The organism is Caballeronia sp. LZ029, assembly GCF_031451275.1.
Classification (GTDB): Bacteria; Pseudomonadota; Gammaproteobacteria; order Burkholderiales; family Burkholderiaceae; genus Caballeronia; species Caballeronia jiangsuensis.
Genome location: NZ_JARUXO010000004.1, coordinates 639642 through 653413, shown reverse-complemented (window position 1 = coordinate 653413; position 13772 = coordinate 639642). Strand labels below are relative to the sequence as shown.

14 protein-coding genes are annotated in these 13772 nt (G+C 62.7%); 3 read left to right on the top strand and 11 right to left on the bottom strand.

The window, feature by feature from the left end:
* The first annotated feature begins 252 nt into the window (after positions 1–252).
* Positions 253–657, top strand: a complete 405-nt coding sequence (locus QCE73_RS28960; RefSeq protein ID WP_035507578.1) for a helix-turn-helix domain-containing protein — start codon at positions 253–255, stop codon at positions 655–657.
* 52 nt (positions 658–709) lie between these two features.
* Positions 710–1315 carry a copper-binding protein gene (locus QCE73_RS28955; protein WP_309884626.1) on the top strand — a complete coding sequence of 202 codons (606 nt, stop codon included), beginning with the start codon at positions 710–712 and terminating at the stop codon, positions 1313–1315.
* Between the two features lie 187 nt (positions 1316–1502).
* Here the strand turns inward: QCE73_RS28955 and QCE73_RS28950 are convergent, their stop codons facing one another.
* The 8 genes from QCE73_RS28950 to rhaM all read right to left on the bottom strand — a co-directional run bounded on the left by QCE73_RS28950 (position 1503) and on the right by rhaM (position 9324).
* Complete coding sequence (locus QCE73_RS28950; protein ID WP_309884624.1) at positions 1503–2105, bottom strand: flagellar biosynthesis sigma factor; 603 nt, start codon at positions 2103–2105, stop codon at positions 1503–1505.
* Between the two features lie 2 nt (positions 2106–2107).
* The gene (locus QCE73_RS28945; RefSeq protein ID WP_309884623.1) at positions 2108–3130 is read right to left on the bottom strand and encodes a DUF2515 family protein; all 1023 of its coding nucleotides are present in this window, start codon (positions 3128–3130) and stop codon (positions 2108–2110) included.
* 311 nt (positions 3131–3441) lie between these two features.
* Entirely contained in the window at positions 3442–4455 is a 1014-nt protein-coding gene (gene rhaS / locus QCE73_RS28940; RefSeq protein ID WP_035507519.1) for a rhamnose ABC transporter substrate-binding protein, read from the bottom strand.
* Between the two features lie 75 nt (positions 4456–4530).
* The gene (locus QCE73_RS28935; RefSeq protein ID WP_309884622.1) at positions 4531–5535 is read right to left on the bottom strand and encodes an ABC transporter permease; all 1005 of its coding nucleotides are present in this window, start codon (positions 5533–5535) and stop codon (positions 4531–4533) included.
* Complete coding sequence (locus tag QCE73_RS28930; protein WP_309885276.1) at positions 5528–6568, bottom strand: ABC transporter permease; 1041 nt, start codon at positions 6566–6568, stop codon at positions 5528–5530. The genes QCE73_RS28935 and QCE73_RS28930 overlap by 8 nt, the downstream gene beginning before the upstream one ends.
* Complete coding sequence (locus tag QCE73_RS28925) at positions 6568–8082, bottom strand: sugar ABC transporter ATP-binding protein (RefSeq protein WP_309884621.1); 1515 nt, start codon at positions 8080–8082, stop codon at positions 6568–6570. Before QCE73_RS28925 ends, QCE73_RS28930 begins: the two co-directional genes overlap by 1 nt.
* 11 nt (positions 8083–8093) lie before the next feature.
* On the bottom strand, positions 8094–8978 hold the full coding sequence (locus QCE73_RS28920; protein ID WP_309884620.1) for an amidohydrolase family protein: 885 nt from the start codon (positions 8976–8978) through the stop codon (positions 8094–8096).
* Positions 8979–9009: 31 nt separating this feature from the next.
* Positions 9010–9324: an L-rhamnose mutarotase gene (rhaM, locus tag QCE73_RS28915; protein ID WP_309884619.1), complete on the bottom strand. Its 315-nt coding sequence runs from the start codon at positions 9322–9324 to the stop codon at positions 9010–9012.
* A gap of 163 nt (positions 9325–9487) precedes the next feature.
* Here rhaM and QCE73_RS28910 point away from each other — a divergent pair, with 163 nt between their 5' ends.
* Positions 9488–10444 carry a LysR family transcriptional regulator gene (locus tag QCE73_RS28910; RefSeq protein WP_309884618.1) on the top strand — a complete coding sequence of 319 codons (957 nt, stop codon included), beginning with the start codon at positions 9488–9490 and terminating at the stop codon, positions 10442–10444.
* Here the strand turns inward: QCE73_RS28910 and QCE73_RS28905 are convergent.
* Genes QCE73_RS28905 through QCE73_RS28895 form a run of 3 tightly spaced genes read right to left on the bottom strand, consistent with a single transcriptional unit; the run spans position 10438 to position 13764 of the window.
* Positions 10438–11220, bottom strand: a complete 783-nt coding sequence (locus QCE73_RS28905; RefSeq protein ID WP_309884617.1) for an SDR family NAD(P)-dependent oxidoreductase — start codon at positions 11218–11220, stop codon at positions 10438–10440. The genes QCE73_RS28910 and QCE73_RS28905 overlap by 7 nt on opposite strands.
* Before the next feature lie 12 nt (positions 11221–11232).
* Positions 11233–12411: an L-rhamnonate dehydratase gene (gene rhmD / locus QCE73_RS28900; protein WP_187606432.1), complete on the bottom strand. Its 1179-nt coding sequence runs from the start codon at positions 12409–12411 to the stop codon at positions 11233–11235.
* Positions 12412–12441: 30 nt separating this feature from the next.
* Complete coding sequence (locus QCE73_RS28895) at positions 12442–13764, bottom strand: MFS transporter (protein ID WP_309884616.1); 1323 nt, start codon at positions 13762–13764, stop codon at positions 12442–12444.
* Between the last annotated feature and the right edge of the window lie 8 nt (positions 13765–13772).

The following is a 13772-nucleotide window of genomic DNA, read 5'->3' as shown; positions in this document are numbered from 1 at the left end:
GGTACTTCTCTGCAAGTCGGCTCAGGAAGACGAGTCGCGCATCGGCCGACGTCAAGCACGCCCAAATCAAGTCCCGCCGTCTCCATTCGACAAGGGGGCAAGCATGAACGCATACGGACGCCGCAGCGACGCACCTGGTGCTCGCGCGCATCGACGGACACAGGGACGGGCATCAGAGCCGATTGCGCTTCGCACAGTCGTGCCCGATGTCGCGGGCAATCGCACGTAATCCGAACGATCGAGCGGCGCGCCATGCTCTCTCGCCCCGACACACTGCCGAGCGTCGTGCGACGCATGACGGCCGGGCGTTTGTTGCTCGATGGCGCGTCGGTCGAGGCGGTGGCCGAGCAGTTGCATCTTTCCGTGCAGACGGTGCGGCGCTACAAGGCCATCGTCACCGAAGGCGGCCTCGACGCGCTCGCGAAGATGGGCGTCGGCGGGCGCGCGTCGGTGCTCGATCGCGAGGCGCTCGACTGGATCGCCGCGGCGCTGCAGGGACCGGCACGCGAACATGGTTTCGCGAGCGATACCTGGACCAATTCGCGTCTGCGCGAGCTGATCGAACGGCGTTACGGCGTGCGTTACTCGCGCGTCTATATCTGGCAGATCGCAACCAATCTCGGGCTGGGACATTTGTTGTCGAAGTCGCGCCGCTGAGGCGCTGCTTGCGACGATCAACGAAGTGCTAACTGAACACAGGAGACAACTCATGATTCGTTCGTCAAGCCAATGGCCGCGTCGCTCCTTCACGCGTCTGTCGATCTGCGCGGCCCTCGCCTTCGCGGCGATCGGAAACGCATCGGCTCAGGATGCGGCGTCGGCTTCGACGGCACGCGGCGCGGCAGCGGTCGCGCAAGTGCAGGCACGCGTGGTCGGCATCGATCCCGTGACCAACAGCGTGTCGCTGCAAGGCCCGGCCGGCCGCGTCGTGGACGTGGCGGTCAATCCCGAGATCGGCGATGTCAAGAAGCTGCAACTGGGCGATATCGTGAACATCGAATATCGCAGCGCGCTGCTCGTTCGCGCGACGAAGGTGAAGTCCGACGGGATCCGTCAGCGCATCGATACCGAAGCGGCGATTCCGGCGTCGGGCGGCGTGATGGCCGAGGCGCGCATCGTCGAGGTGATCGCGACGATCGAGCGCGTCGATGCGAAGAACCGACGCGTGACCTTGCGCGGGCCGAGCCATACGGTGACGCTCGAAGTCGCGCCGGATGTGTCGCTTGAGGGGCTGAAGAAGGGCGATACGGTGCACGCGCAGTTCGAATCGGCGACGGCTGTGCAGGTTTTGAGGGGTGGGCAGGGGATTAAGTGAGTGGATGGGGTCGCGCGGCTGAACGGGGATTTTCGCCCTTGCGAGGAAGTTGCTTAAAAAGCGGGGCGCTGAGAGACGCGAGGCGACGGCGCGTTGATCACTGTCGAAGCGTCCAGGACAGGCCCCCCTCGCCTCAACGACGCGACTCATGCCACCGGGCGCTACGACGATTCGAACGCGCCCGCAACTAGTCGCGATCATCGACCCACGGTCGACTTAGAAGCAGCGTAATGAGGAACCGTTCGCCGTCGGAATGTGCGTCCGTGTGAAAGCATCGTATATCGATTGCCAGTTGCAGATCAGTTCCTCCATTCCAACGCGAGGTCGGATCGTCGCATTTTTGAATCGCATCACGCGTAGCCGCGTCGTCGCGGATCGGTTTCCAGCGCTCAGAACGAAATGCGATCCAGCCATGCCGCAACTGATCCTGCAAGTCGCGGACAACCACAAGCGTCTCGTCAAGCGGAAGCGGAACGACCTGCGGAGACAGCCGTACACCATCGACTCGACCCTGACTGTCGTATGTCACAGCCAAAAACTTCGCAGGCGGAGTGACAAATTCCTTATTGGGTGCCGTGAACCGAAATGCGGCTGGACGTGAAGCTAGTCCCATCCAATTCGTATTCGGCTCGATAGGCGGAAGCGTCGACCTAGAGCGCGCACGGACATGCTCATAAGATTCACCCAGCGTCAACGCCACCTGATCGAAACGATTCGACCACGCGTGCCATCCCCACACTGTTGCTAAGACGATGCCCACCGTCAGAACTTGCTTCGTCAATCGTTGCATGCTCATTTCGGATGCGCCAACAAATAAAGGGAGTTTTCCACGTCATACTTGTCCAATGAATGGCGCAGCAACTGATCGAAGCGTCCAGCAGCGTCCCTGACGAACGTCATGCGCTGCACCGGATCGGCAAGATTCGCGAGCGGTTGATTGCTAAAAGGAATTTGCTCGACGTTTCCCCCCGTCACCGTGCATTTGTTCGCAAGCGTCAACTGAACTTCCTTGGTCGATCCAGTGGGAATATTCAAGGCCCAAGCGAACTGATTGGCACGCATTAGCGTGACAAACATTGGATCTTCGTAGATGGCAGGCTGCAATACGTTAAGTTGCTCGTGGCGGGCCATGAATTCAACACCGCCCTTGATGTCGCCCCGGTCTATTGCTGAAAAAGCGGATATGACTTCCGGCCAAACCACACCGAACGGAATATTCTTTAAAGGCCAATTGACGCTTGATCGGATAGCTTGTCGTTCTGGATAACAGCGCTTGAGGCGCTCCAATCCAAAGGCTTCATAGAACTTGTGCAACGGCCAGATTTCTAGAAACAACGCCGTGTTGCCCATCGCCAGCATCTGATACACCTTGGTCGCCCCTTCGCCCATTACCTGATCCGGCATCGGCATGCGGGGCGAGCCGTAGGGGGACATACGCTCCAACGCCGATGCGTTCTGATTCCAGCGCTGATACGCGTCCCGCTGCCGGTTCGACTTTTGAATCAGTTCGGCGGCGTTGAGCAGCCCGCAACCGACCTGCTTGGAGGCAAAAGCCGCGAGCCCCGCCCACTGAAAGCGCCTGTCGTCCCACCATAGCTGCGCATAAGCAGCATTAATTTGCCGGTTGCGCGCGACCGGATCGGGATTGGATACGATCTTCTCCGCCTCTTTCTGCAAGTTGCGCCAACACGTGATGCAGTTCTGCTTGTCCTCTTCCGCTCTTCGTCGCGCCGCTTCTTCCTCTTCCTTCCAGTTCGGATAACACACCGGGCAACGGGGGTTGTCGCATTTCTCTCGCAAAGTCTGATATGCCATCTTGTTCGGAAGCCTTATTAAATCAGCTCGACAAGATACAAGGCGAGACACAGAAAACCGTGGATTTGTATGCCAGACGATCACAGAGATACCAGAATTCTTCGCGCCCCCGAGCTACGAAACCGACCCTCCCCAACAAAAATCTATCCACAGTTTTTGTGGAAAGCCTTGTGGATAGCCCCGGGAGCATCGCCTCAACTGCCTGATCGCAAAGGCTTTTCCGCGACACATCGACAACGCGGCAACCGCTGAAAAAAGAAACGCCCCGAAGGGCGTTTCGTCACACTCTCAACCTCTCGAAGCCCACAACCTCAAAAATTAAAGTTATCGATATTCGCCGCATCGAACGTAGTCGGCGGTCCGAGGATCACTTCCCCGCTCTTGCCCACCGTCCGCTTACCCAGCTTGCCCGCATCGAACGAGTCGCCTTCCTTCCCGGTGATCGTCCCCGATGCGAGATTGGCCGCCGCGAACGCCGCCAGATAACCCAACTGACCCGGGTCCCACAACTGGAACGCCTTGACCGTGCCGTTCTTCACGAACGCGCGCATCTGATTGGGCGTACCCAGCCCCGTGACGACGACCTTGCCCTTCGCCGGCGAACTCGATATATAACGCGCCGCCGCCGCGATTCCCACCGATGTCGGCGCGACGATGCCCTTCAAGTTCGGATACGCCTGCAACAAGCCCTGCGTCTCGACGAACGATTTCTGATCGTCGTCATTGCCGTAGGCGATCTTCACGAGCTTCATCTTCGAATACTCGGGCTTCTTGAGTTCCTCCTGCATCCATTTGATCCAGGTGTTCTGATTCGTCGCGTTGGGCGTCGCCGATAGAATCGCGAACTCGCCCTCGCCGCCGATCAGCTTCGACAGCAACTGAATCTGCCCGCGCCCGATCGCTTCCGAATCGGCCTGATTCACGAAGATCTGCCGGCCATCCGGCGCCGTGTCGGAATCGAAGGTCACGACCTTGATGCCCTGCGACATCGCTTTCTTCAGATACGGCACGACCGCGTTCGCATCGTTCGCCGCGATCACGATCGCGTTTTGCCGCTGCGTGATGAGCGTATTGATGTAGCTCACCTGCGACGACGCGCCCGCATCCGACGGCCCGACCACCTTGCCGTCGCCCTTCATCTCCTTGATCGCGGCCATGCCGCCGTCATCGGCGATCACCTCGTACGGATTGTTGATCTGCTTCGGCAGGAAAGCGATCTTCAAACCGCTCTTGATATCGGCGGCGCTCGCCGTCAGCGCGACGCTCGCGGCCAGCAACGCCGCCGCGAGCGCCGGGCCGCGCGGGAATCGAATGAGCTTTTTCATGTCGTAAAGTCTCCTGTCATTGCGCATGACTGCGCTGGTTTGCAACGGATACCCGCAACGGACAACATCACCGAATCAAAGCGTCTGCGCCATCAGACGCTTTTCGCGCGCCGCCCGCCAGCGTGCGACGAGATTCGGTATCAACACCGACGAGAGCAACAGCGCGCCCGTCACGATCGTGAGCGTTTCGCTCGATACATCCGCGAGCGTCAACGCATTGCGCAACACGCCGATGATCACGAGCGACAACAGCACGCCGATCATCGAGCCGCGTCCGCCGAAGATGCTCACGCCGCCGAACAGCACCGCCGCGATCACGGAAAGCTCGAACCCCTCGCCGTTGTCGCCGCGCGCGCTCGTGAAGCGCAACGTGTAGACGATGCCCGCGAGCGCCGCCATCGCGCCCGACATCATGAAGAGCTTCAGCTTCGTCTTCGCGACGTCTATGCCCGAGAACTGGGCCGCTGTCGGATTCGCGCCGATCGCAAAGAGGCTGCGGCCAAAGGGCGTCGCCTGCAGCATGACCGTGAAGACGATTGCGCCTGCAATCACCAGGATGAACGGCATCGGCAGGAAGGTGTCGCCGACCGTATTAATGCCGAACGCCGTGTACGACGCGGGAAAATCCGCGATGGCCTGATCGCCGAGCAGCACGTAGGCGAGACCGCGAAACAGTGCGAGTGTGCCGATCGTCACGGCGAGCGACGGCAGACCGAAGCGCACGATCACGAGGCCGTTGAGCAGGCCCGCGAGCGTGCCGAACAGAAGCACGAGGACGATGACGAGCGGCATCGGCAAGCCCATGTGCCACAGCACGCCCATCAGCGCGCTGGATGCGCCCAGCACCGACGCCACCGACAGATCGATCTCCGCCGCAACGATGATGAGCGTCATCGGCAGCGCGATCAGCGCGATCTCGGTGAAGTCGGCGAGCATGTTCGAGACATTCGCCGCCGACAAGAAGAGCGGCGACAACACGCGCCCCCCGACGAGCGACACGACGAGCACGATCGCGAGCATCGCTTCCCATTGCAGATGGAGGCGTTTGGTCGTGGAGAGAGCGGAATCGGGTTTAGCCATGATCGCGTTTCCTCATCATGCGGCGCGCGACCGAGCGCGCGAGCAACGTATCGAGCGCGATCGCCGCAACGATCAGCGCGCCTTGAATCGCCTGCTGCCAGAACGGCGACACGCGCAACACCACCAGTGCGATGTTGATCACGCCGAGCACGAGCGCGCCGAGCGTCGAGCCCGCGATCGTCCCGACGCCGCCCGTGATCGCGACGCTGCCCACCACGGCCGCCGCGACCACCTGCAGTTCGATGCCCTTCGCCGTGCTGGCATCGACGGTGCCGAAGCGCGCGAGCCACAGCACGCCCGCGAGCCCGGCGATCGCGCCCGACAGCAGGAAGCCGATCATCACGCGCCGGTCCACGCGTATGCCCGCAAGCCGCGCGGCTTCGGGATTCGAGCCGATCGCATAGTGCTCGCGTCCGCCGCGATACTGCTTCAGATACACCGACAACACGATCAGCACGGCCAGCGCGATCAGCACGAGATTCGGCACGCCGAGAAGCGCGCCTGTCGCGATGGTCGCGAAGGCATCGGGCAGGCTCGTCGCGTTGATCTGGCCGCCGTGGACCCACGCGTAATCCGCGCCGCGCACGATATAGAGCGTGGACAGCGTCGCGACGAGCGAAGGCACGCGTCCGAACGTGACGAGCGCGCCGTTGACCGCGCCGATCGCAAGGCCGATGCCGATGCCCGCGATCATCGCAACGATCACCGGCATGTGCGGGAACATCACGAAGAGACTGCCCACCGCATATGCCGAGACGCCGACCACCGACGCCACCGACAGATCGATATGCCGCATCAGCATCACGATCGTCATGCCTGCCGTAAGCAAGCCGATGATCGACACGTTGAGCAGCACGTCGCGCAGATTCTGCAGATTGAGAAAGTCGGGCTTGACCGCGGCCGTCGCGCCGATCAATACGAGCAGCACGATGAAGAGCGTCAGTTCACGGCTCTTCGCGATCGAGACCGCGAGGCTCGTGCGTTTGGTTTCGGATGGCGGCATCGCGGGTAGCGTGGGAGAGTGTCGTGTCATCATGCTGCGCGTCCCAGTGTGTTCGGCGTTGCGCCCAGAGCCGCGCTCATCACGCGTTCTTCGTTCGCATCGGCGCGCGCGATATCCGCGCTGATGCGGCCTTCGTGCATCACGAGCACGCGATCGGCCATGCCGAGCACTTCGGGCAGCTCGCTCGATATCATCAGCACGGCCATGCCCTCCTTCACGAGTTCCGCAAGCGTGCGATATACCTCCGCCTTCGCGCCCACGTCGATGCCGCGCGTCGGCTCGTCGATGATGAGCACCTTCGGATGCGTCGCGAGCCATTTGCCGAGCACGACCTTCTGCTGATTGCCGCCCGATAGCGTGCCGACCGGCGCTTCGAGATCGCTCGCCTTGAGCCGAAGCCGCTTGCCCCAGTCCGACGCGAGCATCGATTCGCTTTTCGCGGTGATGAGTCCGTGGCGCACCAGACGCCCGAGCACGGTCAGCGACGCGTTGCGCGCGATGCTCAGTTTCAGCGCGAGCCCTTGCGCGCGACGATCCTCCGGCACGAGCGCGAGTCCCGCGCGCACGGCCGCCGCCGGATGTCCCAGCGCGAGCTTTTTGCCCGCGATCTTCACTTCGCCGCCATCGACCGGATCGATGCCGAAGATCGCGCGCGCGACTTCGCTGCGTCCCGCGCCGACGAGTCCCGCCAGCGCGACGATCTCGCCCGCGCGCACATCGAAGGACACGTTCTTGAACACGCCTTCGCGCGTGAGATTGCGCACCGAAAGACGCACGTCGCCGGGCGCGACCTCGGCTTTCGGGTAGAACGTGTCGAGATCGCGGCCGACCATTTTGCTCACGATCGCTTCGATGTTCATGTCCTGCGTGAGCGCGTCGTAGACCTTCATGCCATCGCGCATGATCGTCATGCGTTGCGTCAGCGCGAACACTTCATCGAGACGATGCGTGATGAAGAGAATCGCCACGTCGCGCTCGCGCAATGCGCGCACGATCGCGAAGAGCCGCTCCACTTCGGGCAGCGAGAGCGCGGCGGTCGGCTCGTCCATGATGAGCACGTTCGCATCGAGCGACAAAGCCTTCGCGATCTCGACGACCTGCTGATCCGCGATCGACAGCCCGCGCACGAGCCGTTGCGCCCGCAGATTCACGCCGAGCGACGACAGCAGCGCATCGACTTCGCGATGCATCTCGTCGTAGCGAATACGGCCGAAACGGTCGCGCGGTTGCCGGCCCATATAAATGTTCTCGGCGATCGACAGGTCCGCGAAAAGCGTCGGTTCCTGATAGATCACGGCGATGCCCGCATCGCGCGCTTCGGCGGGATTGGCGAAACGACGCGCGATGCCTTCGACGAGCAGCTCGCCCGCATCGGGCTGATAGACGCCCGCGAGCAGTTTCACCAGCGTCGATTTGCCCGCGCCGTTTTCGCCGAGCAGCGCGTGCACTTCGCCGGGGAAGAGTTGCAGGCTGCCATCGCCGAGCGCACGCACGCGGCCGAACGATTTGCTTGCATGTCTCAGTTCGAGACGTGGCGTCGTCATGTCTTGACCTCTCAGATGCGATAGATGCGTTCTGCGTTGCGCACGAAAAGCGCTTGTTTCTCGCTCTCGCTCGCATCGCCGACAATTTGCGCATACGCGTTCCACAACGCCGTGTACGTGCCGAACAGCCGATCCACCGGAAAGTTCGATGCGAACATCGCGCGGTCGATGCCGAACGTGTCGATGGTTTCGTGCACGTAAGGACGCAGGCTCTCGATGGTCCAGTCATGATCGAACATCGCGAAGCCGCTCACCTTCACCGCGACGTTCGGGCACGCAGCCAGCATGCGCATGCCTTCGCGCCACGCGCGATAGCCGTGCGTCGAATTGCGGTCCACGAACATGCCCGCGTGATTGACGATGAATTGCGTGTCCGCATACTCGCGCGCAAGTTGCGCGGCCTCTTCCATCTGCGATGGATAAAGTTGCAGATCGAACGACATGTCGAAGCGCTTGAGCAAAGCGAAATGCTTGCGCCATTGCGGCTCGCGCATGTAGTGACGCCCGACGTAGTCGTACAGCTTGTTGTCATGCACGTTGAGAATCTGGCGGATGCCGCGCGTATTGGCGAACGCCGCATGCGCTTCGAGCACTTGCTCAGCGTTATCCGCCGACAAGTCCGCGCCCGCGACGATGCCGTTCGGCATGCCGTCCTTATCCGCTATCGATTGCAGCCAGCGCGTTTCCTCGACGGGATCGGCGGGATCGTGATTCGCATCGACGTGCACGAGCTTCAGCACGTCGATGTCTTCTGCATCGCGCAGCAGATCCGCGAGCAGATAGTCATGTTTCAAATCGCGCGCGTCGCCGATGAACGAGGTCTGCGGATTCGCGAGCCAGGGGTAATGATGCGTCTTGAGGTCCCACAGATGAATGTGCGGATCGACGACCTGCATGATGGCGTTCCTCGCGAAAGAGGCGAACGTTTCAGGGAAGATGAAAGACCGGCACGAGCGGCGTCACGACAGGCGAGTTGTCCGCGTGCGTTTCCATCAACTCGGCCATGAAGTCCCACCACTTGCGCATGACGGGGAGCGCCGGCAACGAGTCTGTCGTATGCGTATCCGTGCGCTGATGGATGGCGAAGAGATGCCCGGTCGATTCGTCGAGAAAGATCCGGTATTCGCGGATGCCCGCGTCGCGCAACGCATCGGGCAGTTCCGGCCAGATCTCGCGATGGCGCTTCTCGTATTCCTCGCGCATGCCCGGCTTCAGGGTCATGCGAAATGCCACTGTCTCCATGGCGGCCCACCTTCTTTTGATTGGTGAATCCCTGTGTTCGGGACTCGTTGTGCTGCGACTATAATTCGCCGACCGATAACACGACAATCCGATTGCAGGATTGGCCGATCGCAAAAACGTATCGCTGCGCCGTATCATCGCGCGGCTCAAAGCGGACTGTCGAATGATTCAGAACGTGCCCCAAACTGTGTCGCCGAATGCGCTGGTCAATCGGCTGAAATTCAAGCACCTCGCGCTTCTGGTCGCGCTCGACGACGCGCGCAATCTCCATCAGGCCGCCGAGACCATCAACGTGGCGCAGCCGAGCGCGAGCCGCATGCTCGCAGATATCGAGGAAGCATTCGGCTTTCTGCTCTTCGAGCGCAATGCGCGCGGCATGCAGCCGACGTCGCTCGGCACCGCCGCGCTCGCGTACGCGCGCCGCTCGCTCGCGGACCTGACGCGCTTCGCCGACGATCTCGACGCCAAGCGCCGCGGCGGCCACGGTCAACTGACGGTCGGCGCGATCATGGGCGCCGCGCCCGACGTACTCGCGATGGCCGTCACCGAACTGAAATCCGAGCGGCCGCTTCTGAACGTGCGCATCCTCGGCGAGACGAGCGATCAGGTCGTGCAATTGCTGCATCGCCGCGAAGTGGATCTCGCGCTCGGCCGTTTGACGACGCCCCTGCAACACAACGATTTCGACTTCGAGCCGCTCGCACGCGAGGCGATGCGGCTCGTCGTGCGCGCGGGGCATCCGCTTGCCGGAAAGACCGAACTCACGCTCGCCACGCTCGTCGGCTGGCCGTGGATTTTGCAGCCGATCACGAGTCCCGCACGCGGCCTCTTCGAGGACGAACTCGCCCGCGCCGGGCTGACGACGCCCGCCGATATCGTCGAATGTGCGTCGATCTTCGCGACGCTGCAGTTGCTGCAGAACAGCGAAGCCGTCGCGATGCTGCCGGAGTCCGTCGTGCGCGATTATCTGCGGGCGCAATTGCTGATCGAGTTGCCGATCGAGATCGGCAAGAGCCTGTCGGGTTTCGGGCTGCTGCGCCGCAAGTTCGAGACGCTGAGCGAGCCCGCCGAATACTTCATCGCGTTGTTGCGCAAGTACTCGGCGGGTTCGTCTCACTGAAGATTGACGAAGAGGCCGCCATCCACGAGCAAGGATGCGCCCGTCACATAGCGCGCGCGGTCCGACGCGAGAAAGACGACGCATTGCGCGACATCGTCGGGTTCGCCCAGACGCCCGAGCGGAATGCGCTGTTCCATATACGCGCGCTTGTCCGTGTCCGATAGATCGTCGGCGTTCAGGTCCGTCGCGATGGTGCCGGGCATCACCGAGTTGCAGCGGATGCCATACGGTCCCAGCGCAATCGCGCACGATTGCATCAGCGAGTGGACGCCTGCTTTCGTCGGCGTGTAATGCGTCTGCATGCCGCCGCCGACGAGCGCGCTGATCGAACTCGTCGCAACGATCGCGCCGCCCGTGCCCTGCGTCTTCATCTGGTTCGCGGCCGCCTGGGTCACGTAGAACGCGCCGTTCAGATTCACCGCGACGGTCGTCTCGTAGACGGATGCAGGCATATCGAGAAACGCATGAAACGGGCAGATGCCCGCGTTGCTCGACAGCACATCGACGTGGCCGAACGCATCGACCGTGCGCGCGATGAGTTCGATGCCCGTATCGCGCTCGGCCACGTTGCCTTCGACGGCGATCGCGCGCCGCCCGAGCGCCTCGATCTCGCTGACGATCGACTCCACCGCCGACGCCTTGCCATAGGACCTGTCGTTATCGCCCCAGTAGTTGATCGCGACATCGGCGCCTTCGCGCGCGCTCGCGAGCGCGATCGCACGGCCGATACCGCGCGAACCGCCCGTCACCACGACGACTTTGTTCTCTAGCAACATGCGATGCCTCGTTCAGTGTGTATAGGGTCTTTCGAGCTTGCATTCGGGATTGAGCCGCACGCCGAAGCCCGGCGTCTCCGGCACCTTCATGCGGCCGTTCACCGGCACGGGCTCGTCGAGCAGCAAGGGCGTGAACATCGGCACGACCTGATCGGCTTTCGGGGCCATCATCAGAAACTCGGCGAACGGCGAGTTGTGGCGCGTCACGACGAAGTGATAGCTGTACACCGACGAACCGTGCGGCACGACGAGCACGTTGTGCGCATCCGCGAGCGCCGAAATCTTGATGAGCTCGGTGATGCCGCCGCACCAGCCGACATCCGGCTGCACGAGATCCGCGCAACCCATCTCGAACAGCATCCGGAAGCCCCAGCGCGTCGCTTCGTGCTCGCCGGTCGTGACCATCATGCCGGCTGGCACGGAACGGCGCAGTTCGGCATAGCCCCAGTAGTCATCGGGCGGCAGCGCTTCCTCGATCCATTTCAGGCCATGCTCGCGCGCCGCATTCGCGAGACGCTTCGCATAGTTGAGGTCGAGGCTCATCCAGCAATCGAACATCAGCCAGAAATCGTCGCCCACTTTCGCGCGCATGTCGGCGAGCTTCGCGATGTTCTTGTGCAGCCCTTCCTCGCCTTCGGCCGGACCGTGCTGCAAGGGCATCTTGCCGCCGATGAAGCCCATTTCCTTCGCGAGATCGGGGCGCGCGCCCGTCGCGTAGAACTGCAGTTCGTCGCGCACCGGGCCGCCGAGCAGATGGAACACCGGCTCACGGCGCACCTTCGCGAGCAAGTCCCACAGCGCGAGATCGACGCCCGAGATCGCGTTGAGCACGATGCCCTTGCGCCCGTAGTAGAGCGTCGCGTTGTACATCTGATCCCACATCTTTTCGATGTCGGTCACGCGCTGCCCTTCGAGAAAGCGCGCCAGATGTTTCTCGACGATGAACGCGCCGATTTCGCCGCCCGTCGTCACCGCGAAGCCGACGGTGCCGTCGCTCGCCTCGATCTCGACGACGAGCGAGCCCAGCACGTTCAGCCCGAACGACTGACGGCTCTTGCGGTATTCGGGATAGCGGGCCATCGGCGTGGCGATGTGATCGTCGATCCAGTGATCGGCGCCCTGGTCGTGATAATCGGCGCCGCCGCCGCGAACGGTGAAGGCGCGCACCTGGGCGATCGTGGGCATGGACATGATGTGGCTCCGTACGTGTGGTTTCGTTGTTCAGGACGCGTTCGCGGCGTCGGGTATGGGTGCGTGTTCGCTGCGTCCGGGCACGCGCACCAGCGCGATGATGACGAGCGCCGCGAGCACGCTCGCGCCCGCCAGCACCATGAGCCCGGCGCTCGTCGAATGGAACGCGGCTTCGGCGGCGGTGCGGGCCATCGGCGCGAAGAAACCGCCGAGTCCGCCGAGCGAATTGATGAGCGCGATGCCGGCCGCGGCGCCCGCGCCTGTCAGATAGCGCGTCGGAAAGGTCCAGAAGAGCGGCTGTGCGGCGATGAAGCCGCTCGCCGCGCAGCACAGCGCGACGATCGAGACGACGGGCGATGCCGCCACGCCCGACACCGCGATCGCGATGCCCGCCATCACGAGCAGCGCCACCGTGCACGGACGATGCCTTCCGGTGCGATCGGCGTAGCGCGGGACGATCCACGTGACGATCACGGCGGCGATCCACGGCAGCGCCGTCACGAGCCCGACGCGAAAGCCCACCTTGGTGCCGAGCAGCGCCGACACCTGTTGCGGCAGATAAAAGACGACGCCATAGACCGCGGCCTGAATCAGAAAATAGACGCAGCACAGCACGAGCACGCGCGGATCGACGAGCGACGCGAGCACGCTTCGCGGACCGTGCGACGACGCGGCGCGCGCATCTTCGTCGAGGCGGCCTACGAGCAGCGCGCGTTGGTCCGGCGTGAGCCATCGGGCTTTCGCGGGATCGTCGTCGAGATACCAGAACGCCCATACGCCGACGATCGACGCGAGCAGCCCTTCGACCAGAAAGAGCCATTGCCAGCCCTTGAAACCGAACGCGCCGTGCAGATCGAGCAGCAAGCCGGAAAGCGGCGCGCCGAAGATGAACGCGAGCGGCGCGCCGAAGTAGAACACGCCGAGCGCACGCGCCCGCGACGATTGCGGAAACCAGCGCGTCAGGTAATAGACGATGCCCGGAAAGAAGCCCGCCTCCGCCATGCCGAGCAGAAAGCGCAAGGTATAGAACGCGGTGGCGCTATGCGCGAAGGCCATCGCCGCCGAGACGAGACCCCACGTCACCATGATGCGGCACATCCACAGCTTCGCGCCGACGCGATGCAGGAGCAGATTGCTCGGCACCTCGAAGATCGCATAGCCGATGAAGAACACGCCCGCGCCGAACGCGAACGCGGCATTCGTCAAGCCGGTGTCCTGCTGCAGCGCCTTTTGCGCGAAGCCGATATTCGCGCGGTCCAGAAACGCGAGCACGTACATGAGCAGCAGAAACGGCAGCAGCCTCTTCATCACGCGGGACGTGACGGCGCCTTCCGCTATGGCGGAGTGATTCATCGCGATTC

What these genes read in the sequence shown, in the direction of transcription:
- QCE73_RS28905 (WP_309884617.1), bottom strand. Translation starts at nt 11,220, where the DNA reads ATGTTGCTAGAGAACAAAGTCGTCGTGGTGACGGGCGGTTCGCGCGGT.
- rhaM (WP_309884619.1), bottom strand. Translation starts at nt 9,324, where the DNA reads ATGGAGACAGTGGCATTTCGCATGACCCTGAAGCCGGGCATGCGCGAG.
- QCE73_RS28955 (WP_309884626.1), top strand. Translation starts at nt 710, where the DNA reads ATGATTCGTTCGTCAAGCCAATGGCCGCGTCGCTCCTTCACGCGTCTG.
- QCE73_RS28930 (WP_309885276.1), bottom strand. Translation starts at nt 6,568, where the DNA reads ATGACACGACACTCTCCCACGCTACCCGCGATGCCGCCATCCGAAACC.
- QCE73_RS28925 (WP_309884621.1), bottom strand. Translation starts at nt 8,082, where the DNA reads ATGACGACGCCACGTCTCGAACTGAGACATGCAAGCAAATCGTTCGGC.
- QCE73_RS28960 (WP_035507578.1), top strand. Translation starts at nt 253, where the DNA reads ATGCTCTCTCGCCCCGACACACTGCCGAGCGTCGTGCGACGCATGACG.
- QCE73_RS28950 (WP_309884624.1), bottom strand. Translation starts at nt 2,105, where the DNA reads ATGCAACGATTGACGAAGCAAGTTCTGACGGTGGGCATCGTCTTAGCA.
- rhaS (WP_035507519.1), bottom strand. Translation starts at nt 4,455, where the DNA reads ATGAAAAAGCTCATTCGATTCCCGCGCGGCCCGGCGCTCGCGGCGGCG.
- QCE73_RS28945 (WP_309884623.1), bottom strand. Translation starts at nt 3,130, where the DNA reads ATGGCATATCAGACTTTGCGAGAGAAATGCGACAACCCCCGTTGCCCG.
- QCE73_RS28920 (WP_309884620.1), bottom strand. Translation starts at nt 8,978, where the DNA reads ATGCAGGTCGTCGATCCGCACATTCATCTGTGGGACCTCAAGACGCAT.
- rhmD (WP_187606432.1), bottom strand. Translation starts at nt 12,411, where the DNA reads ATGTCCATGCCCACGATCGCCCAGGTGCGCGCCTTCACCGTTCGCGGC.
- QCE73_RS28910 (WP_309884618.1), top strand. Translation starts at nt 9,488, where the DNA reads ATGATTCAGAACGTGCCCCAAACTGTGTCGCCGAATGCGCTGGTCAAT.
- QCE73_RS28895 (WP_309884616.1), bottom strand. Translation starts at nt 13,764, where the DNA reads ATGAATCACTCCGCCATAGCGGAAGGCGCCGTCACGTCCCGCGTGATG.
- QCE73_RS28935 (WP_309884622.1), bottom strand. Translation starts at nt 5,535, where the DNA reads ATGGCTAAACCCGATTCCGCTCTCTCCACGACCAAACGCCTCCATCTG.